Below are 23,825 nucleotides of genomic sequence, written 5' to 3' on the forward strand. Positions count from 1 at the left end.
GATGAAGGACGTCATCGAGCAGTTACAGGGACGCATTCTGGACGCTGAACCTGCCTCGGCATTGGTGCAGGCGCAGGTTTATGGGGCATTGCTCTGGGCGGTAGACCTGGGTATTTACGATGCCGTAGGGCTTGAACGCTATCTGGTGGACCGCTGCGCGAGCCAGGTCACGCTGCCGGCCGCCGGGGGCGAAGTGCGCGGTTGTCTGCACGTAGTCAGCGAACCTTATATGCAAGGCGGGCACACCCGGCTGATGGAGCGCCTGGCGCGCATGCACGAAGAGCCGGTAGACCTGCTGGTGGCACGCAGCGCCAAACCCGAGGTGCTCGAACGCCTGGCAGGCTATTTCGAGCATATCGAGGTGGCGCGCGGCGATGACGCGTGTGCCCGTCTGCAGTCGATCATCGACACCTTGGCCCGGTACGACAAGGTGGTGCTGCACATCCACCCGGACGACATCATCACCACCGTCGCCTGCGGCCTGCTGAAGCAGCAGCGTGGCGCCGCGCTGACGGTGTATTTCGTCAATCATGCCGACCACGTGTTCAGCTTTGGCGCGGCAGTGGCTGATGTGTATTTCGAGATCAGCGCCTACGGGCACCATCTGGACAAGAAGAAGCACCTTGCCTGCCAGAAGAGTTTCCTGGCGATTCCGATCGAGACCAGCGGCGCCAAAGTGCCGGATGCCGTGCCGGTCCACGAGCGGATCAAAGTGTTCAGCGCGGCCTCCGCTGCCAAGTACAAGCCACACCGCGGCCTGGACATGCGCCCGTCGATTATCGCCATTCTCGAGCGTTTCCCCACTGCCGAGTGCTGGATCATCGGCGCCAACCCCCTGACCAACACCTGGTGGTGGACCGTGAAGCTGCGTTATCCCACGCGCTTTTTCATTCGCCGCCATTTGCCGTACAAGGACTACCTGGCGTTTGCGGAGCAAGCCGACTTCTATCTGGACAGTTACCCTATACCCGGTGGCACGGCGTTCGCCGAGCAGCTGCTCAAGGGGCAGCGTTGCGTGGGGCTGGTTGCGCCGATCCAGGGCTATTCCCCTGCGGACAGCCTGAAGGTGGCCAGCATCGACCAGCTCCTGACCAGTATTGAACAGCCGCGGCCCAGCGCCCCCGTGGTGGAAGCGGTGCAACGAGTCAACTCGCTGGAGGCCGTGAAAGCGCGGTACCTGGCCTGTATCGAGCGGGGCGAGTACAGCGACAATGAACTGGCTGCCTTGCTGCCTTGGACGGGCAATCTCGATTTCATGAAACCGACAGGTAAGGTCACTAGCATGATACCTGCGGATGTCTTAGACGCCCTGGGCCGCATCGATACGCGCCTGGCGCTGCGTACTCTGCTTTCCTACGCCTGGGTGCCGAGAATCAAGCTCTTGATCAAGGTCACGCTGTATCGGCTGGCCAGGCTCCCCAGAGCGCGAGGGTGAGTGTGATCAGGATCTTTATCGGCGTGCTGTTCTGCCTGCTGTTCTTCAGCGACTTCGTCGTGTTGACGCTGGGGCTGGGCAGTGTGTTTGCCGGTTGGCGAGAAATGATCAGCCTGCTGATGATCAGCTGGCTGCTGCTGCGGGCGCTGGCCAGCGTCACGGTACGCGGCAAGCTCAACCTCAAGGTCGGGCGGTGGTTGCTGGTCGTGCTGTTCTTCGTCTTCCTGTACCTGCTATTCGGCGATCTGAGCGCGTCTTCGGTGCGCATGTTCCGTGCATTGGCCGTGCCGGTGTTCATCGGCATGGCGGTGACCATCTGGGCCCAGGCTGTGCCGACCGAGAAGAAGCTACGCCATGTGTACTGGTCGGTGCTGGCCATGAGTGTGGTCACCGGTGTGTATGCGTTGTATCAGTACCTGACAATCGCCTCGGCCGAGCAGTTCTGGTATTGGCCACTGCTTACCGCCAAAGGCTATGAACTGCAACCCTACAACTCGATGCGTGACGGGCTGCCGCGAGTTTCCGGCTTCTTTACCGGCACTCTGGAGTTTTCTGCGGTCATCCTCAATACCGCCGCCATGACGCTGGCCGTGTTGCTCAGCGGGCGCAACTGGTCGCTGCCTCGGCGACTGTTGCTGACGGCTGCCTTTCTGCTGCTGTGCGGGTTGGTGGTGATTGGTTCGGTACGCACGGCCATGATCGGCCTGGTATGTATCTGTTCGATGCTGGTGGTGGCCCGGGTGTTACGTACGGCCTGGCTGATTTCGCTGCTGGGCTACCTGCAGTTCGTTGGCCTGACGGTGGCGATTTTCGCCTACCTGTCGATGGGCTACACCCAGGATTTGTCGGCACTGGACCGTGAGCGGCAGTGGCTGCACATGTACCAGGTGCTGAGTGTGCACCCCATGGGCTATGGCTTTGGCGCGGTAGGCCCAGGCCAGCCGCACTGGTTCGATTCGTTCTGGCTCAACCTGCTGGCTACCTGTGGCTGGGTCGGCCTGTTGATCATGGCCGGGTTGATCCTTTGGTATCACAAACTGGTGGCGATCATCGTCCGGGACCGGGCGAATGCCAGCTCGTGGAAGAATGGCATGGGCAATTTCGTGATTGCCAGCTATCCGTTTTTTCTGAGCTCGTTCTTTTTCCAGTCCTATACGAACAGTGTTGTCCTCTACATTTTCGCGATCGTGGTGATGGTGATCATTGGTGAAAACAGAAGAACAAAAATTGAGCTTGGCAGTACTGATCGTCTTGTATCGGAAAGCTAGCCAGGACTCGATTGCCCTGCAGTCGCTGCTTGCGCAGCAGGCGCTGCTGCGTGAAGAGGGTATCGACCTGCAGCTGTACGTCTGGAACAACTCACCCGGCGTGGCGCAGCCGTGCCCGGGCGTCCACTGGTACGAGGCGGACAACCAGCGGCTGTCAGTGGTCTATAACACGGTGGCCGAACAGGTGTTTGCCGCCGGGGTCGAGCTGTTCATGATCTCGGATGACGACACCAACTACTCGAACATTCGCTTGTCCAGCTGCCTGGCGCAGATCGACCGTGTGCGCCGCTCGCCGTCTGGTGATCAGGTGGGCGTGTTCATGCCGCGGCTGGTCAGCCACGGGCAATTGGTCAGCCCCGGCAAGCGCTGGTTGTTCATTGGCCGCCTTGCACCCAATGTGGCCGTCGGGCTGGTGGACTCCAGGAATCTGCTGGGCATCAACAGCGGGTTGATCTTCACCCGTGAATGCTTCCAGCGCATGACGCCGTTCTATGACGAGCGGCTGCGCTTCTATGCCACCGATACCGACTTTTTCATCCGCTACGAAGACTATTTTCCCAAGGCCTGTGTACTCGATGTGGAAATTGCCCACGACCTGTCCGAGCACAGCGCGGATACCCCCGAGCGTGCCTTGTTCCGCTTTGAGGAAATGATCCACGGCCTGCGTATCAGCTTCCATTCCCGCGGCCTGTTGGAACGGAGCCTGCTTGACCTGTACCTGGTCTATGCGGCCATTCGCAAAGCGGTGGCTTACCGCCGTCCGGCTTTCGTCAAGGCCTTGTTTACCCAGGTGAGGGCCGTGAAATGATGCATGCTTTGCTCGAAAAACTGGTGTTGCTGGTCAAGAAGCGCACGCTGGTGGTCGACCGGCGCATCTCGTCGGGCTACTTGCTGGGGCTGTTCGTGACCAAGTTGCTGATGGCCTGTCGCGGCGCCATCCGCCTGCGTCGGCGGCGCCTGGCGTTCATCGGCGCGGGGGTCACCCTGAAGGAAGTGGGCAAGATCGAGTACGGACCGGGGCTGGTGATCGACCAGGGCTGCTTCGTCGATGCCTTGTCCAATGATGGCATACGCTTCGGCACCGCCGTGTCGCTGAACAAGCACATCATCATCGAATGTACCGGTAGCCTGGCCAACATCGGCAAGGGCCTGGTGATTGGCGACAACGTCGGCCTGGGTGCTGGCTGCTTCCTGGGCTGCGCCGGCGGTATCGAGATTGGCAGCGACACCATCATTGGCAACTTCGTCAGTTTCCATTCGGAAAACCACAACTTCGAAGACCCGCTGCAACCCATCCGCCTGCAAGGCGTGAGTCGCCAGGGCATCAAGGTGGGCCGCAACTGCTGGATCGGTGCCAAGGTGACCGTGCTCGATGGCGCAGTGATCGAAGATGGTTGCGTATTCGCTGCGGGGGCGGTGGTGGCAGCCGGCGTGTACCGCAAGAACTCTATTTATGGCGGCGTGCCGGCCAAGTTCATCAAGGCGCGCGTAGCAGAAGAAGGGATGGCATGAAAACGTTGCACTTTGTCCATCTACTGAATGACTACAGTGGCAGCCCCCGGGTCCTGAACCAGACCATCACCGCGCTGCAGCAACATGGCGACGACTGCATCCTGCATGTAGGCAGCAGCGGTCACGGTGTGCTCGACGAACTGCAGGTACGTACCTGCAAGTTTGCCTACAAACGCTTCGATAACCGCTGGTTGACCTTGCTGGCGTATGCCGTTTCGCAACTGGCGCTGTTCTTCAGCCTGTTGCGCCAGGTGCAGCCGGGGTCGATCGTGCTGGTGAACACCATGCTGCCCTTTGGTGCTGCCCTGGCCGCCCGCTTGCGCGGTGCCAAAGTGGTCTACCACGTGCATGAAACCTCTATCCGGCCTGCGCTACTCAAGGCATTTTTGCGTCGGGTGATTGCCGGCTGTGCCAGCAAGGTGGTGTACGTGTCGAAGTACCTGCAGGTGAAGGAGGGCGTGGCCGGTGTGCCGGCGGTAACCGTATACAACGGCCTGGCCGAAAGCTTCCAGCAGCAGGCGAGGGCTACGCCTTACCAGCACCTGCACGACGGCCGCTTCAATGTGCTGATGTTGGCCTCGTTGAAGGGCTACAAGGGTGTGGACGAATTCGTCGCCCTGGCCACGGCACTGGCCAGCGATCCCATGCTCAAGTTCACCTTGGTGCTCAATGCCAGCCCGCAGGAAGTAGAGGCCTACTTCGCAGGCAGGATGCTGCCGCAAAACCTCATGCTCTGTCCGGCCAGTGCCGAGGTGGCGAAGTTCTACCGCAACGCCAGCCTGGTGTTGAACCTGTCCCATGTGGATGGTTGGGTCGAAACCTTCGGCCTGACTATTCTCGAGGCCATGGCTTTCGGCATCCCGACCATCGTGCCCCCGGTAGGTGGCCCGGTCGAGCTGGTCAGCGACGGGGTAGAGGGTTACCAGATCGACTCGAAGAGCCATGAACAACTGGTGCGCACTGTTACGCAGCTGTCGCAGGACCCACAGCTGTGCCACGCGCTATCCGAGCGCGCACGTAACAAAGCGAGTGAGTTTTCCACCGCCAACTTCCAGAAAAATATCGTGATGGTGTTTGATGACCTATAAGATTGCAGTGATTGGTACGGTAGGTTTACCTGCTCAATATGGTGGCTGGGAAACGTTGACCGAACAATTGGTGCGCAACCTGCCGGGGGACTGCGAACTCACCGTGTATTGCAGCGCGCCACACTACCCGCAGCGCCCGCAGTTTTTCGAACGTGCCCGTCTGGTCTACCTGAACCTCAAGGCCAATGGCGTGCAAAGTATCCCGTACGATGTGCTGAGCATGCTGCACGCCTACCGCAAGCATGATCTGATGCTGGTTCTGGGGGTTTCCGGCTGTATTGCCCTGCCGTTCATGCGCCTGTTGAGCCGCAAACCGATCGTGGTGAACATCGACGGTTATGAATGGAAGCGCGCCAAGTGGTCCAACTTCGCCCGTTGGTTCCTGAAGTTGTCCGAAGCGGTGGCCGTGCGTTTTGCCCACGCCGTCATTACCGACAACAAGGTACTGCAGGAATACGTCACCGCCGAGTACAACAAGCCCAGCGAACTGATTGCCTATGGTGGCGATCAGGCCCAGGCCGGCCAGCCAAGCGTGCAAGCCCGTCAGGCGTACGCGTTTCTTGATGCGCCTTATGCCTTTACGGTGTGCCGCATCGAGCCGGAGAACAACATCCATGTCATCCTTGAGGCGTTTGCCGATTCTGGCATGCCGCTGGTGATCATCGGCAACTGGAACCACAGTGAATACGGCGTGCAACTGCGCAAGCAGTACGAAGGGGTAGGCAACATTCACCTGCTGGACCCGATCTACGACGTCGAGCAACTGAGCCCGTTGCGCAGCAATGCCACGGTTTACCTGCATGGCCACAGTGCCGGCGGAACCAACCCGTCGCTGGTCGAAGCCATGTGGCTGGGCCTGCCGGTAGTGGCCTTCGATGTATCCTTCAACCGCGCCACCACCGAAGACCAGGCACTGTACTTTGCCGACAGCACCTCGCTGCGCAACCATGCCCAGGCGTTGTTTGCCGATGAAGGCGGGCGGGCGCGGCTGTCCGCGCGCCTGCATGAAATTGCCAACCGCCGTTACCGCTGGTCGGTAGTGGCGGAGCAGTACCGCAGCGTGTTCCTGCGCCTGCTGGGCCGGGCGGGGAGGGGTTGATGGCGCTTCAAGGCAACGCACAACGCACGGGCGTCCTGACCACTGGCGGTAGCGGCTTTGTCGGCCAAGTACTGCTGCAGAGGCTTGGTCAGGAAGCACGCTGGGCGCCCCGCGCGCTGGTGCGGCAACTGCCAGGGCAGCGCTTGGCGGGCGTCGAGTACCGGCTGTTCGGCGAGCTGGCAGCCGTGGATGTGGCGTCCGGGCATTTCGACCAGGTCGATACCGTGATCCATCTGGCTTCCCGCGTGCACGTCATGCATGAAACCGCTGCCGACCCGCTGGCCGAGTTCCGTCGGGTAAACGTGCAAGGTACCCTCTGCCTGGCCCGCGCTGCCGTCCAGGCCGGTGTGCGGCGCTTCATTTTTGTCAGCTCGATCAAGGTGAACGGCGAAACCACCGACGGTCGCCGGCCTTTCACCGCCGACGAATCGCCTGCGCCATCCGACCCGTACGGCATCTCCAAGCGCGAAGCCGAGGATGGCTTGCGGCTACTGGCGGCTGAAACTGGGCTTGAAGTGGTGATCGTGCGCCCGGTGCTGGTGTATGGCCCGGGTGTGAAAGCCAATTTCCGCAGCATGATGAACTGGTTGCGCAAAGGCGTGCCGCTACCGTTTGGCGCTATCCACAACAAACGCAGCCTGGTGGCGCTGGACAACCTCGTGGACCTGCTGGTGACGTGCATCGACCACCCGGCCGCTGCCAACCAGACATTCCTGGCCAGTGATGGCCATGACCTGTCCACCACCGAATTGCTACAACGGCTGGGCAACGCGCTAGGCAAACCAGCCAGGTTGCTGCCTCTGCCCGCGGCTTGGCTGAAGGGCGCGGCCAGCCTGGCCGGCAAAGGCGGGCTGGCGCAGCGCTTGTGCGGCTCGTTACAGGTAGATATCGGCAAAACCCGTGAACTGCTGGGCTGGCAGCCCCCGCTGGATGTCGATCAGGCACTGCGGGCAACGGCACTCAACTTTCTGAAAGAGCAAGGCAAATGACGGCATGGTGGCTAATTCCCCTGGTTGCAGGGGCATCCCTGCTGCTGACCGCAGCGCTGCGGCGATACGCGCTGAACAGGCAGATCATCGATGTGCCCAACGCGCGCAGTTCGCACACCGTGCCTACCCCACGGGGCGGCGGCGTGGCCATTGTGCTGAGCTTCCTGGGCTGCTTGCCGCTGCTGGGCCTGGCCGGGGCAGTGCCGCTGCCGACGCTGGTCGCCATCGGTGGGGCCGGGGCGCTGATCGCGGTAATCGGCTTCATGGACGACCACGGCCATATCGCCGCCCGTTGGCGCCTGCTCGGCCACTTCGCTGCAGCCGCCTGGATGCTGTACTGGCTGGGCGGCATGGCGCCGCTGCAGGTGTTCGGCTTCACCCTCGACCTGCAGTGGTTCGGCTACATCCTGGCCGCGTTCTATAGCGTATGGATGCTCAACCTGTATAACTTCATGGACGGCATCGACGGCATCGCCAGTGTCGAAGCCGTAACCGCCAGCCTCGGCATGGTGTTGCTTTCGGCGCTGGCCGGGGCGCCGCAGCTGATGGCGCTGCCACTGCTGCTGGCGGCAGCCACCTTCGGCTTCCTGTACTGGAACTTTCCGCCGGCCAAGATCTTCATGGGTGACGCTGGCAGCGGTTTCCTCGGTATCGTTCTGGCAGGCCTGTCGCTGCAAGCGGCCTGGGCCTCGCCACAGCTGTTCTGGTGTTGGCTGATTTTGCTGGGCGTGTTCGTGGTCGACGCCACGTTCACCCTGATGCGCCGCTTGTTGCGCGGTGACAAGGTGTACGAAGCACACCGCAGCCACGCTTATCAGTTCGCTTCGCGTCACTATGGCAAACACTTGCCGGTGACCCTGGCGGTGGCTGCGCTCAACCTGTTCTGGCTGCTGCCGGTAGCACTGTGTGTGCTGTTGCTGGGCCTGGATGGCGTATGGGGCGTGATCATTGCCTACCTGCCATTGGCATTTCTGGCCGTGCGCTGGCGCGCCGGTGAACTCGAACACTAGCTAAAGTGATAGGAAGAACACGCTGGACATGTCACTTTGGAAAGCTCTCAGAGGCTCTATGGATAAGCTGCGTTCAAGACTGCTAGGACTACCTCGACGCCACAAACGGCTGATTCAGGTAGCGACCGACGTGCTTCTGGTCTGGTTCGCACTGTGGCTGGCGTTTGTCGTGCGGCTGGGCATCGATGACCTGGCCAACCCTGTTCGTGACCACACCTGGTTGTTCGTCACCGCGCCGATCATCTCGATTCCGCTGTTCATCCGCTTCGGCCTGTACCGGGCGGTGATGCGCTATTTCGGCAATGACGCGCTGATCGCGATCATCAAGGCGGTGACCCTGTCGGCGTTGATCCTCGGCTTCATCATCTACTGGGCCAGCAACCATCAGAACGTGGTGCCGCGCTCGATCACCTTCAATTACTGGTGGCTGAGCCTGATCATGGTCGGCGGCCTGCGCCTGGCCATGCGCCAGTACTTCCTTGGAGACTGGTTTGCCACGGCCGTGCAGCACGTGCCCTTTGCCAACCGCGACGACGGCCTGCCGCGGGTGGCCATTTACGGTGCTGGCTCGGCCGGAAACCAGTTGGTGGCGGCGCTGCGCATGGGCAAGGCCATGCGCCCGGTCGCCTTCATTGATGACGATACCAGCATCACCGACCGGGTGATCGCTGGTCTGCAGGTGTATCAGCCGGAAAAGCTGCAACGCATGATCGACGACACCGGCGCTGAAGAAATCCTGCTGGCGCTGCCCTCGGTCAGCCGTAGCCGCCGCCGCGAAATCCTCAACCTGCTGGAAGGTTACCCGCTGCACGTGCGCAGTGTGCCCGGCTTCATGGACCTGGCCAGCGGCCGAGTCAAGGTGGACGACATTCAGGAAGTGGACATCGCCGATCTGCTGGGCCGCGATGCGGTACCGGCGCAAGGCGACCTGCTACAGCACTGCATCATCGACCAGACAGTGATGGTCACCGGTGCTGGCGGCTCTATCGGCTCCGAACTGTGCCGCCAGATCCTCGGCCAGACGCCGCGCACCCTGCTGTTGTTCGAGCACAGCGAATTCAACCTGTACACCATTGCCAGCGAACTGGAGCAGCGCATTGTCCGTGAAGGCCTGGCCGTGCAGTTGATTCCGATCCTCGGCTCGGTACGTGACCAGGCGAAGATGCTCGATGTGATGCGCGCTTGGCAAGTAGACACCGTCTATCATGCCGCGGCTTACAAGCACGTGCCCATTGTCGAACACAACATTGCCGAAGGCCTGTCGAACAACGTCTTTGGCACCCTGTACACCGCCCAGGCAGCCCTGCAGGCCGGGGTTGCCAACTTCGTGCTGATTTCCACCGACAAGGCTGTGCGCCCGACCAACGTGATGGGCAGTACCAAGCGCCTTGCCGAAATGGTGCTGCAGGCCCTCAGCCGCGAGCTGGCGCCGGTACTGATGGGTGACACCGGCAATGTCTCGCAGGTCAACAAGACCCGCTTCACCATGGTGCGCTTTGGCAATGTGCTGGGCTCGTCGGGCTCGGTCATACCGCTGTTCCACAAGCAGATCAAGGCAGGTGGTCCGCTGACAGTGACTCACCCGAAAATCACCCGCTACTTCATGACCATCCCCGAGGCCGCGCAATTGGTGATCCAGGCCGGCTCCATGGGGCAGGGCGGTGATGTGTTCGTGCTGGACATGGGCGAGCCGGTGAAAATTGTCGAGCTGGCGGAAAAGATGATTCACCTGTCCGGTTTCAGCATCCGCTCCGAGCGCAATCCGTTGGGCGACATCGCCATCAACTTCACCGGCCTGCGCCCGGGCGAAAAGTTGTACGAAGAGCTGCTGATCGGTGACAACGTGATTGCCACGCGTCACCCCATGATCATGAGTGCCCACGAAGACTATCTGCCCTGGGAAGTGCTGAAGCAGCGCCTTGACGCCCTGCGCGCAGCGACCGCAGAGGATGACTTCGCCACTGTGCGCCAGCTGCTGCGCGACACCGTGAGCGGCTATGTGCCAGGTGGGGAAATCGTGGACTGGCTGTACCAGCGCCGGCGCATGGAGCCCTGAACGCTGCTCACTTGTAAAAGCAGGCGTTGCCGGCAGTGCAACGCCCACATGAACTTCAAACGTTGTGAAGTTTGAACGCGAAATTGGGAAGAACTGAACGATGACTATTCTGGTAACTGGTGGTGCGGGCTTCATTGGCGCGAACTTCGTGCTCGACTGGCTGGCCGATAATGACGAGGCCGTGGTCAACCTCGACAAACTCACCTACGCGGGCAACTTGCAGACCCTGAGCAGCCTGCAAGGCGACCAGCGCCACATCTTCGTGCACGGCGACATCGGTAATTCCGAGCTGGTTGCCCGCCTGCTGCAGGAGCACCAGCCGCGCGCCATCGTCAACTTTGCCGCCGAGTCCCACGTCGACCGCTCGATCCACGGCCCGGAAGACTTCATCGAAACCAACATCGTCGGCACCTTCCGCCTGCTGGAAGCGGTACGCGCCTACTGGGGCGGCCTGGATGAGCCGGCGCGCCAGGCGTTTCGCTTCCTGCATGTGTCCACCGACGAAGTGTACGGTTCGCTGGCCGCCGACGAACCGGCTTTCACCGAGACCCACCAGTACCAGCCGAACAGCCCGTACTCGGCGAGCAAGGCCGCCAGCGATCACCTGGTGCGCTCCTACCACCACACCTACGGCCTGCCGGTGCTGACCACCAATTGCTCGAACAACTATGGCCCGTATCATTTCCCGGAAAAACTCATCCCGCTGATGATCGTCAACGCCCTGGCCGGCAAACCGCTGCCGGTGTACGGCGACGGCCAGCAGATTCGTGACTGGCTGTACGTCAAGGACCACTGCAGCGCCATCCGCCGCGTGCTGGAGGCCGGCAAGACCGGCGAGGTATACAACGTGGGCGGCTGGAACGAAAAGCCCAACCTGGAAATCGTCAACCGCGTGTGCGCCCTGCTGGACGAACTGCGCCCCCGCGCCGACGGCAAGCCCTACGCCGAGCAGATTACCTACGTGACCGACCGCCCCGGGCATGATCGTCGTTACGCCATCGACGCCCACAAACTCGAGCGCGAACTGGGCTGGAAGCCTGCCGAAACCTTCGAAACCGGCATTCGCAAGACCGTGGCCTGGTACCTCGACAACCAGGAGTGGGTGCAGAACGTGCAGTCCGGCAGCTACCGCGACTGGGTAGAAAAAAACTACGCAGGGCGCTCGGCATGAAAATTCTGCTACTGGGCATGGACGGCCAGGTCGGCTGGGAGCTGCAACGCAGCCTGGCCCCGCTGGGCCAGTTGCTGGCGTTGAACGCTCGCAGCCAGCCGCACTGCGGCGACCTGGCCAACCTGCCAGGCCTGGCCGAAACCGTGCGCGCCTATGCTCCCGATGTCATCGTCAACGCCGCCGCCTACACCGCTGTGGATAAAGCTGAAAGCGACCGCGAACAAGCCTTCAAGATAAACGCCGACGCTGTCGGCGTACTGGCCAGCGCCGCCGCCGACTGCGGCGCACTGCTGGTGCATTATTCCACCGACTACGTGTTCCCGGGGCAGGGCACCCAGGCCTGGCGCGAGGACGACAGCGTCGGCCCGCTGAATGCTTATGGCGAAAGCAAGCTGGCTGGCGAACAGGCCATCCTGGCTGCCGGTTGCCAGCACCTGATCTTCCGCACCTGCTGGGTGTATGCCGCACGTGGCAACAACTTCGCCAAGACCATGCTGCGCCTGGCTGCGGAGCGCGACAGCCTGGGCGTGATCGATGACCAGCATGGCGCCCCGACCGGTGCCGAACTGATCGCCGACATCACCGCCCACGCCATCATCGCCACCCGGCGCGAGCCGGCCCTGGCCGGCCTGTACCACCTGGCGGCGGCCGGCGAAACCACCTGGTGCGGCTACGCCCGTTACGTGCTGGAGCAAGCTACGGCGCTGGGCGTGCCATTGAAAGCCCACGCCGAACAGGTCAACCCTTTGACCACCGATGCCTACCCGACCCCGGCCAAGCGGCCGGCCAACTCGCGTCTGGACACCCATAAACTGCAGCAAGCCTTTGCCCTGACCCTGCCAGACTGGCGCCTGGGTGTGGCTCGCATGCTTACGGAAATACACGAGAAATGACCACTATGAAGCGTAAAGGCATCATTCTGGCGGGCGGGTCGGGTACCCGTCTGCACCCCGCGACCCTGGCTATTTCCAAGCAGCTGCTGCCGGTTTACGACAAGCCGATGATCTACTACCCGCTGACCACCCTGATGCTGGCGGGCATCGAGGACATCCTTATCATCTCCACCCCGCAGGACACCCCGCGATTCGAGCAACTGCTCGGCGACGGCCACCAGTGGGGCATCAATATCAGCTACGCCGTGCAGGCCTCGCCAGACGGTTTGGCACAGGCTTTCCTGATTGGTGAAGACTTTATCGGCAACGACCTGTCGGCGCTGGTGCTGGGTGACAACATCTATTACGGCCACGACTTCCAGCAACTGCTGCGCAACGCAATGGAACGTGGCGAGGGCGCCAGCGTGTTCGCCTACCACGTGCACGACCCGGAGCGCTACGGCGTGGTCGAGTTCGATGAGAAGGGCAAGGCGATCAGCCTGGAAGAAAAGCCAGCCAAGCCGAAGTCCAGCTATGCCGTGACCGGGTTGTACTTCTACGACAAGGACGTGGTCGAGATTGCCAAAGGTATCAAGCCGTCTGCGCGGGGTGAGCTGGAAATCACTGATCTGAACCGTGTGTATCTGGAGCAGAACCGCCTGTCGGTGGAAATCATGGGGCGCGGGTATGCCTGGCTGGATACCGGGACGCATGATTCGTTGCTGGAGGCTAGTGGGTATATCGCGACCATTGAGCGGCGGCAGGGGTTGAAAGTGGCTTGCCCGGAAGAGGTGGCGTACAGGCAGGGGTGGATTGGGGCGGAGCAGCTGTTGAAGCTGGCTGAGCCGTTGGCGAAGAATGGGTATGGGCAGTATTTGAAGCGGTTGGTGGGGGATAGGGTTTATTGAGAGGGCATGAGCTGCATCTGGACCCTTTGTTCCTCTCAATCGCAATCACGAATCTGTGGCGTGCAACACAGTGCAGGCTACCTGAAAATGGTGATCGTAGCGCGGCTATTAGCCTAACGCTGATACGATACCGCAGCATTTACACGCCCCTTTCGGCGCACTTCATGGACCCACCTTAAGGTGGGTTTTTTAATTCAGATCATAAAGATTCGCCGATCGAAATCCGCATGGAGAAGGTTGGCGGAGCCTGTTCGGGGCTACCTGGAGGTGGTCGAATTTACCTAGCTATCCAGGCGCGTCTGAGGCAAGCCCCATCAGTGGGGCTTGCTTTTGAGAAAATAGAGAACTCCGACGAAAAAAAGGCCGCAAGGGCTAGCAAAACGGTATCATCCACCGTTTCTTCAAGGGCCCCATGACAGGGAATTCAGAGATGCAAGTCAGCAAAGTGTCCTATCGTCCAGACATAGACGGATTAAGAGCTCTGGCGGTGTTAGCGGTAGTAATATTTCATTTCAATAAGCAATGGTTGCCTGGTGGATTCGTCGGTGTCGACATATTTTTTGTCATCTCAGGATATTTGATCACAGGTATTATTTTTAAACAGGCAGCCAAGGGAGAGTTTTCCTTTGTAGATTTTTATATAAGAAGAGCTCGAAGAATCTTGCCCGCTGCCTTCTTGCTTATTTTTGTCACTGTGATTTTTGGGTTGGCTTTCATGGTGCCGATGGATGCGAAGGACTTGGCTTCCTCGGCAGTAGCATCCATTTTTTCGGTTTCAAATGTATATTTCTGGAAATATCTGGATGTAAGTTATTTTGCCGCGTCTTCTGACATGGTTCCGCTGCTGCATATGTGGTCGCTAGGTGTAGAGGAGCAGTTTTACTTGGTGTGGCCGGCTTTGCTTGTCGGTCTATATAAAGTTGGCGGAAGAAAAACATTGGTTTTTGCGGCGGTGCTAATATCTCTGGCATCCGTGCTGTATGGCGAAAGCAAGCTGGTCTCTGATCCTAAGTTTTCCTACTACATGCTTCCTTCGCGAGCTGGTGAACTGCTGATCGGTGCGCTCGCCTTTTTTGCAAGTGAGAGTTGGAAAAGCCGTATCAGTAAAAGTGTTGCGCAGATTATAGCACTCGCCGGTATGGCCGCTGTCGGCTATTCAATTGCGTTTATAAGCGAGTCCGGAGGGTTTCCGGGAATTATTTCGTTGTTGCCGGTGGTAGGCGTTGCTTCTGTGATTTTTTCGGGGGCGGTTGGTAAGAATGTTGTGAGTTCGTGCTTGTCCTTTCGGCCTCTAGTTTTTATCGGGCTTGTCTCATTCTCTCTTTATCTGTGGCACTGGCCGATTTTGGCATATTACCGCTACGCGTATGGTCAACCCACAGGGTATGGTTACTGGATTTGCAGCGCGTTGCTACTCGCCACAACATTGATTTCTTATTACGTTGTGGAAGTGCCTTTCAGACGACCAGCGAAGCAAATTTTGAGCGTTAAAGGCGTTGCAGTTGCTTTGACGGCTATATTGACCGTAACCGTCTCTTACTACGCCATAGGTACCAAAGGCTTAGTGAAAGAGCTGTCGCCGGAAGGTTATCACGCTAAAGTTACGGAGCATTTTAATCAAACTAAAGCCGCATACCGCTACGAGTATAACTGCCAAACTTCACGTGCCGATGCCAGTCTGATGACGTTGGATCGCTGCCTTATTGGCCCCGGTAACAAGAAACCAAGCGTCTTGATTTTTGGTGATTCGAATTCGGCCCACTACGTTGGCTATTGGAAGGTGGTGGCGGAAAATCGGGGTGTCACAATGCGCAATATTGCGCATGATTCTTGTGTGCCGTTCGCGGGTGAAAAAAGCCGACCGTATGTGAAAGTGGCGAGTCGGGACTCCTGTCAAAAGTTCAATACATTGGTTCGAGAGAGCTTTGGCAGTTTTGACACCCTGATCGTTAGCGCAGATTGGGAAGGCTACAAGTACAGAACCAAGAACTATGTAGAAGACATCGAGGGCTTGGTCAAAGAGCTGTCGGCTACAGGCAAAAATATCATCATTGGACTTAAGGTGCCGATTTTCAGAGGTTACGACAGAGCCTGTGATCTTAAAGCCATCAAGATCCCAGGAATCCACTGTGCCGAACGAGGCGTGTATGCTGACCCTGGTGAGACGGAAATAAATAATCAGATCATCGCTATTGCGCAAAAGTATAGCAACGTCAAGACGTTCACGCTAAGAAACTACATTTGTACTGACGGCACTTGCTCCGCCTATCTGCGAGGGAAACCCATCTATTTCGATCTCGGTCATTTGAGCATGGCTGGATCTGAGCAGATTGGACAGCTATCGATTGCCGAGAAAAACAGGCCCGGATTGCTTTTCTCAAAAATAGAGCCTGATGAGGCGAACATGCTGTCGCCTCCATCTCGATAGCTATGGCATTTAAATAGTTTATACCAGTGCTAAATTTGTAGGGGAGTTCCATATGTCGCGTTCTACATACCTTGTGAAGGGCGATGCCCTATGAAAGGGAAGTCATGAATAATAAAATTATTGCATACCGTCCTGATATTGATGGGTTGCGCGCCTTGGCCGTATTGGCAGTAGTGATTTTTCACTTCAACAAGGAATGGTTGCCAGGCGGCTTCGTAGGCGTTGATGTCTTCTTTGTCATCTCTGGATATCTGATTACAGGTATCGTAGCAAGGCAGTTAGCTGCAGGCGAATTCAAGTTTACAGATTTCTATCTGCGACGAATTCGGCGTATTTTACCCGCTGCTGCTTTCATGATCTTCGTGACCGTATTGGCGGGCGTCGTTCTGATGCTTCCAAAGGATGTCAGCGATTTATCAGGTTCGGCGCTCGCCTCCCTTTTATCGGTAGCGAATATATATTTCTGGAAATATCTGGATGTAAGCTATTTTGCGGCTTCTTCAGATATGGTTCCGTTGCTTCATATGTGGTCTCTCGGCGTTGAGGAACAATTTTATCTGCTGTGGCCTGCTTTTCTATTTTCTGCGTTTGTTTTGGGTGGAAAGCGATGGCTGATAATTGTTGCAGTGTTTTTGGCAGCTCTATCGTTTATTTGTGGGCAATTAACATTGGCCGCGGATCAGAAATTTTCTTATTATATGTTGCCAGCACGTGCTGGTGAGCTGTTGATTGGTGCTGCTACTTATTTCATATGCCAAAATACCAATTATAAACCTCAGCGGATTCATGCTGAGTTGATGGCTGCTGTCGGCCTTGTGATTACGACCGGGTCATTGATATTGATTCGTGAGTCGGATGGTTTCCCAGGCCTTATCTCGATACTGCCTACCGTTGGTGTTGCACTGCTTATTGCAGGCGGCACATTCAGCCCAACGTACATCGGTAAACTGTTCTCTCTACGCCCCTTGGTAGGGATCGGATTGGTATCATTCTCTCTCTATCTGTGGCATTGGCCGGTGCTGGCGTTTTATCGTTATGCAATGGGTGAACCTGACCTGCTTGGCGGCGGGCTGTGTCTTGTCATTATTGTAACGATGACATTATTCTCGTATTTCTTTGTGGAAAAACCCTTCAGGCATGGGGGCTCTTCCCCCAAAGCGTTTGCCCTTTCCGGGTTGCTCGCGGCGACTTGCATGCTTTCGGGTGTTGCGTTGTATTTCAACGGGGTGATTGAACTGCTTTCACCCAAAGGCTACGTAGAGAAATTAACGAATATTAACGATAACACAGGGCCCGCTTTTAGCTACCGATATGTATGTCAGGTCGGAGCCAAGGCCGAGTTTTTGAGCGATAAAAAATGTGTCGTCGGGGACCTGTCTAAAGAACCGCGTGCGATTCTATTTGGCGACTCTAATGCCGCGCATTTTATGGGCTATTTGAAGGTTCTTGCGGAGCATTATGGCTACACGTTGCGGAACATAGAGCACGCTTCTTGCCCGCCATTTCCTGGAGAGCTTAGTCAAAAATACGTCTTGCCCGCTGCTAAGAAAAGCTGTGTTGCGTTCAACAAAATGGTGCGCAGTGAACTCAAGAACTATGAGACTGTTGTGCTGGGCGCAAGTTGGCAAGCATATGCGAGGGAGCCGAGCTTTGAATCTGACTTCAGGCAGACTTTGAAGCTACTTGTCGATTCCGGTAAAAGCGTCGTTGTTGCTCTTCGAGCGCCAGGGTTCATTGGCTATGATCGTGACTGCAGCAAGAAACAGCTCAAGATACCGTTCATGTCATGCGAGAAGCAATCTTCGTATGCAGATAAAGGTGAGATCGCGGTTAACAAGCTGATCGTTGATGTCGCTAAAGATTATCAACGAGTCAGCGTGTTTGGCTTGCGAGAATTCATCTGCAAGAACGGGACATGTTCAGCCTATATGAAAGGCATTCCGCTATATTATGATGAGGGTCATTTGAGCATTCCCGGCTCTGAAATGCTAGGTGAGGAAGCGCTGCGAACAAACTCGTTGCCACTGGAATTATTACGAGCGCTCTCGAATAACCCGGAATCGTTCGCGGATAGCGGCAGCATTAAAGATATGTAATGGGCTGTTGTCACTCTTGTTTTAGAAGAATGGGCGGGTATGCACCTGCCCATTGTTTATAGACGATGAACGCTTACAACAGGTTTTCCATTTCTTCAACGTTACATTTCGCGGATAGCTGTTCTTCCAGTGTATCTTTGTAAAAAGCAATGACCTCTAATGTCTCGTATGAAGTCGGGACAGGGAATCGGGCATCTCGTGAGGTGCTGTACCAGCGCACATCGCGACGGGCACCGTCTACTACCAGATAAAAAGCGACATTTCCGCTATTTTGAATATTTCCACCAGTAGCCAAAGAGCAGTGGGCAAATATTTCTTGGTCTGCTTTAAATGCCGCTACAGTAAGTCTTGCACCGGAGGAGACAAGTGGAGGATAAGGGCAAGGTGTTGACGGGGCTTCGGCATCCGTCTCATCTAGACTCTCAGCCTTTTTCCTTATCTGTAAGAGGGCTTCTGCGTAGTAGCCCTCAGAATAATGGAAAGGAGATATACCCCAGCGGTGTTTTTCGTCGGCCGTTAAAAGAGAGGGAGAAAAGCTTATGAACTGATGCTCGGCCAACTCGTGGCTCAATACATCATACATCCAGCTCAATTCGGCATTTGCCTTGTCAATTAAAGCAGGCGCTACAGGGAAATTGGTTTCGCTGTCTTTATCAAACTTCGACGACCAAAAAACTTTGTTGATGAGCACGCTGTCTAGCTTGTTGCGGTCCCTCAAGAAAGCGAACAGTCTTTGCATTCCCTGTAACCAGAGCTTGCGACGCTCCATCGAACCTTGAGGGATTATTCTGAAACCGGCTATGGATGGGTCTTCAAGCAAGCCACTCTCGGTAAGTTCATTTGACAGCGTGATTATTTGTCCGGAAGGCAATGCGACCAGGTCGAATCGTTCATCGATCAAGTCTATTAGAATTATATCCGAGTTATTGAATTGGTTGTTCTCGGAAAACATCGCCTTTGAGAAATCGTACGCAACCATGCGGCGACGAAAGGCTGAAGGTATGCGTGCTAATGCCTCTTCGTTAATATAGGCTGCACTGCAAAGTGAAGCCATAGAGGATCTTGCATAGTATTCTAACAGACTGAAGTCGCTGGTCTCCTCAAGGTTGAATATGTCTCGGGAGACGCAGCTGCCATAGATAATTAGATTCTTAGTCACTGTCTTATTTTAGCCTTCTGGAGTGATGCAATTTGGTAATGCATCAAATGGCGCGACCACAAAGCCCGCAACTACTAGGGGCGTAACCGATTTGATTATCTTCAGGAAGCGCCGATGAGGCTCGATAGTCATGGGACGGTTAGTAGTGGCGATCATATAGGATCCAATTCATGCCTTTTTCAGGGATAGCTAATAGCATTATCCCGAGCAAGGGAGGGGAATGCAACGCCCATGCGGCGGCTACCAAGCGCTCTAATCCGTAGTGCGTCACAAGAATGAAATCCTTGCGAACCCCTGCTCATGCACGGGGCGGGCTTGATGTCGATGTGCTGCGTGGGACTTGAACCTATGACCCTGCTTTAGGGCAGAGAGTTCAATTTTTTCTGAAGTGGATGCGCCTTGGATGATGAGTGGTCAAGCTGAAATAGATTTGCCTGGTATGAGTGGACAGTTGCTTATTTAGGAGGCCGCTGTCTTAGCTATTTGTATCATAGAATGTTGATCGAGCCACGTACTTTGGCGAAAGCTTTAATATGTCCTTGGCCATTTCCTTCTTGATATTGCTTCGAGAGAATTGCTCGACAAAATCAGATCTGGAAGTTTGCTGCAACTTCAGGTTTTGTAAGGCATCAATGGCCCCTTCAATATCGCATGGCCGGAACAGTGCAGTATTTTTAATCCGTTTTTTTGCAAAGCGAGCGGCATAACCAGAAAGGCCGCCCCAAATAGGCTTATTGGTTGCGGCGTACTCAAATAGCTTAGAAGGCAGGACTCGACGAAATGCTTTTAGATTATTCAAGTGCAAAAAAAGGACGTCGGCTTGGTGGTAAACTTGAAGCAATTCATCTCGTTTCATTGGCGGAGAAATTCGAACGTTATTAACCTCGGCCTGTTCAAGTGCAAGCTTGAGGTGGCTTAACGTGCTTCCAGCGCCGATCAAGTGAAATTCTACCTGGCCAGTAAGCCGTTTCGCCAGTTCGGGAAGTATCTGGTGCAGACCTTGCCCGGTGCCAATGTTTCCTGCGTAAACCACTTTAATGCGAGCGGGTGCTGTTTCAGGCTCTGCTGTGAGTGATATCGAGTTTTGGTTTATGAATAAGTCATCTACGCCGTTAGTGTAAAGAGTAAACTTTCGGCCTGGATAGCGAGTATTAAAGTAAGGCAGGAAACCTGGCGATATCAAATTTACACGGGTCGCGTTGTTTATGGTCCAACGTTCAACGGGTGAAAAAATGAGAGCTGCAAAGCGTCCCCACTGAGCGGGCAGGAGGTCTCGCAAGGTATCAACGAAAATGTCGCGAATATCTAAATACAATCCACAGCCGGTTCGTTTCGCAATGAGGGCCCCGAGCGAGGCTGTCATTAAACGCGACGAGGTGGCGAACACTAGGTCGTAGTTTTGATTTCGTGTGATTTTTAGCGCGCTGATGGCGAAACTGATGAAGGCTTTTGCCTGATCTCTGATCCCACTTCGATGTGCCGGTATATCAATACGCCTGATTGTTAGAAGTGGGGAGTGTTCAAGACTGACCGCATTTGCTGTAAAGGAGTGATAGCGGTTAGGGTGTGTCGTGACCACATCGATAGCCACGTGCTCACCTAACTCAGCCCGTAGTGCGTCGACCAGCGCTTCTGCACGAAATGAACCTGCCGAGAGATCCGGTGGGTAGTAAAAGCTTAGCAGAAGAATTCGGGTGGTCATTATCGAGCCTGTTTTCTGGGAGTGGCAATTGGGAGTATTTGTTGGTAAAGATTTACCAAACGAGCCTCCTGCTCTTCCCAGTTCAATGTTCCTGCGGTTACGCGCGCGTTGTGGGCAAGTCTTTTCCGTAGCTGTAAGTCGGTAACCAACTGGTTTAATGCCTGCGCCAGTGCTGGCGAATTATTGGCTGGTACCAGCATCCCGACATCGTTAGTTCGCACAATTCGACGAATTTCCGGGAAGTCAGTTGCCACGACTGGCAAGCCAGCAATCAAGTACTCAAAAAGTTTGTTGGAGTCGGTAGTGTAATGATTGAGGCAAGTATTTTCGATTGGTTGCACGCCAATGTCAGCAGATGCGGTATATTTTGGTAACTCTGATAAAGCGACTGTGGGAATGAAATGAACACGTTGCTGCAATCCGAGCGTGTCGCGAAGCTGAATCAGAGTTTGAGTCAGGCGGCCACCACCAATGAGCACAAAGTAGGCATTAGGCACCTCCTTGGCAGTTTGGATCAGTTTTTCAAGGCCCCGGCCTTGCTGCAAGCCGCCTTGGTAAATAATTATTGGCCAAGGAGCGGTCAGCCCAAGCTCTTCTCGGATTTGGTTGGAAGTAGCGCAATGAGTCAGCCGAGGGCGGTTTTGCAAGACGGTGGGGCGCACCACTCCATAAGCGCGAGCGAAGTACTTCGCTCTTGCGTCAGTGGTCGTGATGCTGCCATCTACCTTGGGCATCAGCAGTTTTTCTACGAAGCCTACCATGCGGCGGAAGCTCTCATAACCTTCGCGGCTGGTGCTGATTTCATGGGCGTCATATACCAGACGTGCTCGGCTGAAACGAGCAGCTAACCAGGCCGTAGGCAGAGTGTTCACATCGTGGGCATGCACTAGATGGGGACGATGCCGGATCATGTGCCAAAGAAGAGCGGTATGCGTCCAAGCCCGGGCGATGAGGCGCAAAAGCTGATGCTTGAATGTGAGTTTTCCAATGGGGCCTTGGGTTTTGCTGGTGTGGGTGGCCTTGGTCGCCTCTGCCTTTCCCTTACGCCAGCGCCACAGCGGACTACGAGCAACACGGAACACACCAATACCGTCCTTTAGCTGTTCGCGCTGACGCGTTACGCCAGGGGTGTGCAGAGCAAAGACCGTAACTTCATAGCCTGCGTGTTGAAGTGTCTGAGCCTCCTTCAGGACACGGGCGTCATTCAGGAATTCATTCCAGACGATCATGGCTACACGTTGCATATGGCCACCTCTAAAACGGGTCGATTGAGAGCACTTGTCAGATTTGAGATCTGGGGGAGGATTTCCGCGGCCGATATGTAGTTTTGTCTCACGAGCAGCTGATCGAGTTGAAAACACAATGCCGAAAGATATAAATGTTGAGCCGTCACTGCTTGCGTGTCGTCGCGTTGCGCTTGGAGATCGAGCAGCAATGCTGGTAGCGACGGCTCCAGCTTTTTGGAAATGTGCAGACTGGCGCCGATGGGTTCAAGGCTCCAGTTGCCCCAGTAGCTTGCGGTCAAGGCGCCAGTGCTCGAAATGAAAATCTGATCCTTACCTACCTGAGAGTTGCAAATATGAAGAGGAAGGGTACGAAGCAGATAGCGAGTATTTTCTATATCACGCATGAAGGCTCTGAATGCTTCTTGGTGTTTGCTGATTTCGAGTGCTTCGCCAAGGTTGGCCAGCGCGGAGTCGTTTAGACGGTCCCACAGTAGAGGTCGCGAGCGGGTATATTTTTGCACAAGTGATGGAGAAGGGATGCTTCTCATGAGGCGCTTGGTGAGTTCAAGTTGGTGTGTGCCAAACTCAATTGCGGGTACTTTATTCAGATGCTCTGGTCGGAAGATATGACAATGGAAGCCATCCATGATGGTTGCATGAATAAAGGGAATGGTGCAAAGGTTTAGAATATGCGGTTCGGACAGTAAAGTGGCTTCGTTGATAGCTAACGTGCTGCGCGTGGTGTTGAAGATTTTGATAAGATAGGTGTCTGTAGCGCCTAGGCTGTTTTTACTATTTACTTCGAGCGCAAAAACATCGTGCACGCCACTTTGATGCCAGTTTACACAATGTTCGGTATAGGGTTTTTGCGCGATACTGTTAACTAAGGCTGGCACCCAATTATCGATTTGGGTTTTAGTGAAAATGTTCCAGAAACGTGTTGCTTTAGACTTTGTTTCGCCGATTAATTTATGACCGCTGAAGAACAGCGCTGAAATCTGTAAGCGCTGTTCTTTAAGCAGGATTACATCCTGGATTAGCAAAGTAGCCCGCTGCATGATCTGACGTGTGAGCAACACGCCGATTATTGCGGGAAGCAGGCTGGGTGGCGTATCTGAGAGCAGATCATAGGCGAGATAGGAAAACGCAGCGAGGAAGCCAAATGATCCCATCGAATTCACTAATTCATAAGTGGCTTCACTCGTTGATGATGAATGGCCTTTTTTTAATGCCGTTATCGCTCTGGCGACAACCCCCATCAAAAGCCAAAACGAAATGACTGCGACTGAGAGTTCTAAGTATATAAATCCAAGCGCTGCGATGGTTAGCGCGAGAAACACAACCGCAGCTAAACTTCTTGTAAGCCGAAGATACGCCTTGCGAGCGACATCATCCTGCCCATCGAATACAATCAACTTGCTGCTGTTGCTCACCAGCTTTTCGCTTCCAAGAACCGTCAGTTTCTTGGTGATCGACTCCGAAGCGAGATAAAGCAAATAGAAGGCGATCGCTGCAAGGCAAAGCCCTACAAATAGTTCCCGTTGCTCGAACGCCTTGAAATATTCAGGGAAGTACGAGGGAATGGAAGGTGATCCAATAAGAATGATTGCCTTCAAGGGCAGGTACGATGCTGCCAATAAGCTGATCTGCGCGGCTAAAGTGCAGATTATGATTGTTAACGTAAGCCCCGGGATGTTGCGAGTTACCTTGGAAGCAACGGAGTAGATCCAGCGGCCTGAATTTTGATTTGCGCTTTTTGCTTCGCTCATAATAACTTGCCTTGTTACGGGTTCAACTGAATTTCCG

General features: G+C 55.7%; 18 protein-coding genes. 14 read left to right on the top strand and 4 right to left on the bottom strand.

Translation table 11 applies throughout. The annotated features are described in order from the left end of the window. Position 1 precedes the first annotated feature (1 nt). The 14 genes from C6A77_RS03450 (at position 2) to C6A77_RS03515 (ending at position 17,932) form a co-directional block, all read left to right on the top strand. A complete protein-coding gene (locus C6A77_RS03450) occupies positions 2 to 1,435 on the top strand; it encodes a hypothetical protein (RefSeq protein WP_114168020.1) in 1,434 nt (477 codons plus the stop codon). A 2-nt stretch (positions 1,436 to 1,437) separates the two neighbouring features. Continuing rightward, a complete protein-coding gene (locus C6A77_RS03455; RefSeq protein ID WP_178082370.1) occupies positions 1,438 to 2,703 on the top strand; it encodes a hypothetical protein in 1,266 nt (421 codons plus the stop codon). Next, positions 2,663 to 3,511, top strand: coding sequence for a hypothetical protein (locus C6A77_RS03460; protein ID WP_114168022.1), 849 nt, complete (start codon positions 2,663 to 2,665; stop codon positions 3,509 to 3,511). The genes C6A77_RS03455 and C6A77_RS03460 overlap by 41 nt, the downstream gene beginning before the upstream one ends. Beyond that, positions 3,508 to 4,215, top strand: a complete 708-nt coding sequence (locus C6A77_RS03465) for an acyltransferase (protein ID WP_114168023.1) — start codon at positions 3,508 to 3,510, stop codon at positions 4,213 to 4,215. Before C6A77_RS03460 ends, C6A77_RS03465 begins: the two co-directional genes overlap by 4 nt. After that, the gene (locus tag C6A77_RS03470) at positions 4,212 to 5,303 is read left to right on the top strand and encodes a glycosyltransferase family 4 protein (RefSeq protein ID WP_114168024.1); all 1,092 of its coding nucleotides are present in this window, start codon (positions 4,212 to 4,214) and stop codon (positions 5,301 to 5,303) included. The genes C6A77_RS03465 and C6A77_RS03470 overlap by 4 nt, the downstream gene beginning before the upstream one ends. After that, positions 5,293 to 6,402, top strand: a complete 1,110-nt coding sequence (locus C6A77_RS03475; RefSeq protein WP_114168025.1) for a DUF1972 domain-containing protein — start codon at positions 5,293 to 5,295, stop codon at positions 6,400 to 6,402. The genes C6A77_RS03470 and C6A77_RS03475 overlap by 11 nt, the downstream gene beginning before the upstream one ends. Further along, positions 6,402 to 7,391 (top strand): SDR family oxidoreductase, encoded by a 990-nt coding sequence (locus tag C6A77_RS03480; RefSeq protein ID WP_114168026.1) that lies wholly within the window; start codon positions 6,402 to 6,404, stop codon positions 7,389 to 7,391. Before C6A77_RS03475 ends, C6A77_RS03480 begins: the two co-directional genes overlap by 1 nt. Continuing rightward, positions 7,388 to 8,401 (top strand): glycosyltransferase family 4 protein, encoded by a 1,014-nt coding sequence (locus tag C6A77_RS03485; RefSeq protein WP_114168027.1) that lies wholly within the window; start codon positions 7,388 to 7,390, stop codon positions 8,399 to 8,401. The genes C6A77_RS03480 and C6A77_RS03485 overlap by 4 nt, the downstream gene beginning before the upstream one ends. Positions 8,402 to 8,459: 58 nt before the next feature. Beyond that, a complete protein-coding gene (locus tag C6A77_RS03490; protein WP_114168028.1) occupies positions 8,460 to 10,457 on the top strand; it encodes a nucleoside-diphosphate sugar epimerase/dehydratase in 1,998 nt (665 codons plus the stop codon). A gap of 100 nt (positions 10,458 to 10,557) precedes the next feature. Continuing rightward, on the top strand, positions 10,558 to 11,628 hold the full coding sequence (gene rfbB, locus C6A77_RS03495) for a dTDP-glucose 4,6-dehydratase (protein ID WP_114168029.1): 1,071 nt from the start codon (positions 10,558 to 10,560) through the stop codon (positions 11,626 to 11,628). After that, a complete protein-coding gene (rfbD, locus tag C6A77_RS03500; RefSeq protein ID WP_114168030.1) occupies positions 11,625 to 12,521 on the top strand; it encodes a dTDP-4-dehydrorhamnose reductase in 897 nt (298 codons plus the stop codon). The genes rfbB and rfbD overlap by 4 nt, the downstream gene beginning before the upstream one ends. A 5-nt stretch (positions 12,522 to 12,526) precedes the next feature. Continuing rightward, the gene (gene rfbA, locus C6A77_RS03505) at positions 12,527 to 13,408 is read left to right on the top strand and encodes a glucose-1-phosphate thymidylyltransferase RfbA (protein WP_114168031.1); all 882 of its coding nucleotides are present in this window, start codon (positions 12,527 to 12,529) and stop codon (positions 13,406 to 13,408) included. A 430-nt stretch (positions 13,409 to 13,838) separates the two neighbouring features. Beyond that, the gene (locus C6A77_RS03510; protein WP_161959643.1) at positions 13,839 to 15,836 is read left to right on the top strand and encodes an acyltransferase family protein; all 1,998 of its coding nucleotides are present in this window, start codon (positions 13,839 to 13,841) and stop codon (positions 15,834 to 15,836) included. 104 nt (positions 15,837 to 15,940) lie between these two features. After that, on the top strand, positions 15,941 to 17,932 hold the full coding sequence (locus C6A77_RS03515) for an acyltransferase family protein (RefSeq protein ID WP_114168069.1): 1,992 nt from the start codon (positions 15,941 to 15,943) through the stop codon (positions 17,930 to 17,932). Positions 17,933 to 18,005: 73 nt separating this feature from the next. On the opposite strand, the gene C6A77_RS03520 is transcribed toward C6A77_RS03515, so the two are convergent. From C6A77_RS03520 to C6A77_RS03535, 4 genes are all read right to left on the bottom strand, one after another. Beyond that, a complete protein-coding gene (locus C6A77_RS03520; RefSeq protein ID WP_114168033.1) occupies positions 18,006 to 19,091 on the bottom strand; it encodes a DUF6270 domain-containing protein in 1,086 nt (361 codons plus the stop codon). Positions 19,092 to 19,566: 475 nt separating this feature from the next. Beyond that, positions 19,567 to 20,793 (bottom strand): glycosyltransferase family 4 protein, encoded by a 1,227-nt coding sequence (locus C6A77_RS03525; RefSeq protein WP_114168034.1) that lies wholly within the window; start codon positions 20,791 to 20,793, stop codon positions 19,567 to 19,569. Then, on the bottom strand, positions 20,793 to 22,037 hold the full coding sequence (locus tag C6A77_RS03530) for a glycosyltransferase family 4 protein (protein ID WP_114168035.1): 1,245 nt from the start codon (positions 22,035 to 22,037) through the stop codon (positions 20,793 to 20,795). The genes C6A77_RS03525 and C6A77_RS03530 overlap by 1 nt, the downstream gene beginning before the upstream one ends. Continuing rightward, positions 22,025 to 23,788, bottom strand: a complete 1,764-nt coding sequence (locus C6A77_RS03535; RefSeq protein WP_114168036.1) for a hypothetical protein — start codon at positions 23,786 to 23,788, stop codon at positions 22,025 to 22,027. Before C6A77_RS03535 ends, C6A77_RS03530 begins: the two co-directional genes overlap by 13 nt. Positions 23,789 to 23,825: the final 37 nt, after the last annotated feature.

It is taken from the genome of Pseudomonas sp. AFG_SD02_1510_Pfu_092, from assembly GCF_003331055.1.
Classification (GTDB): Bacteria; Pseudomonadota; Gammaproteobacteria; order Pseudomonadales; family Pseudomonadaceae; genus Aquipseudomonas.

Bases quoted from the DNA above. Each gene is read 5' to 3' on its own strand.
- C6A77_RS03450 (WP_114168020.1), top strand. From the start codon at position 2: ATGAAGGACGTCATCGAGCAGTTACAGGGACGCATTCTGGACGCTGAA.
- C6A77_RS03465 (WP_114168023.1), top strand. From the start codon at position 3,508: ATGATGCATGCTTTGCTCGAAAAACTGGTGTTGCTGGTCAAGAAGCGC.
- C6A77_RS03470 (WP_114168024.1), top strand. From the start codon at position 4,212: ATGAAAACGTTGCACTTTGTCCATCTACTGAATGACTACAGTGGCAGC.
- C6A77_RS03475 (WP_114168025.1), top strand. From the start codon at position 5,293: ATGACCTATAAGATTGCAGTGATTGGTACGGTAGGTTTACCTGCTCAA.
- C6A77_RS03480 (WP_114168026.1), top strand. From the start codon at position 6,402: ATGGCGCTTCAAGGCAACGCACAACGCACGGGCGTCCTGACCACTGGC.
- C6A77_RS03485 (WP_114168027.1), top strand. From the start codon at position 7,388: ATGACGGCATGGTGGCTAATTCCCCTGGTTGCAGGGGCATCCCTGCTG.
- C6A77_RS03490 (WP_114168028.1), top strand. From the start codon at position 8,460: ATGGATAAGCTGCGTTCAAGACTGCTAGGACTACCTCGACGCCACAAA.
- rfbB (WP_114168029.1), top strand. From the start codon at position 10,558: ATGACTATTCTGGTAACTGGTGGTGCGGGCTTCATTGGCGCGAACTTC.
- rfbD (WP_114168030.1), top strand. From the start codon at position 11,625: ATGAAAATTCTGCTACTGGGCATGGACGGCCAGGTCGGCTGGGAGCTG.
- rfbA (WP_114168031.1), top strand. From the start codon at position 12,527: ATGAAGCGTAAAGGCATCATTCTGGCGGGCGGGTCGGGTACCCGTCTG.
- C6A77_RS03510 (WP_161959643.1), top strand. From the start codon at position 13,839: ATGCAAGTCAGCAAAGTGTCCTATCGTCCAGACATAGACGGATTAAGA.
- C6A77_RS03515 (WP_114168069.1), top strand. From the start codon at position 15,941: ATGAATAATAAAATTATTGCATACCGTCCTGATATTGATGGGTTGCGC.
- C6A77_RS03525 (WP_114168034.1), bottom strand. From the start codon at position 20,793: ATGACCACCCGAATTCTTCTGCTAAGCTTTTACTACCCACCGGATCTC.
- C6A77_RS03530 (WP_114168035.1), bottom strand. From the start codon at position 22,037: ATGCAACGTGTAGCCATGATCGTCTGGAATGAATTCCTGAATGACGCC.
- C6A77_RS03535 (WP_114168036.1), bottom strand. From the start codon at position 23,788: ATGAGCGAAGCAAAAAGCGCAAATCAAAATTCAGGCCGCTGGATCTAC.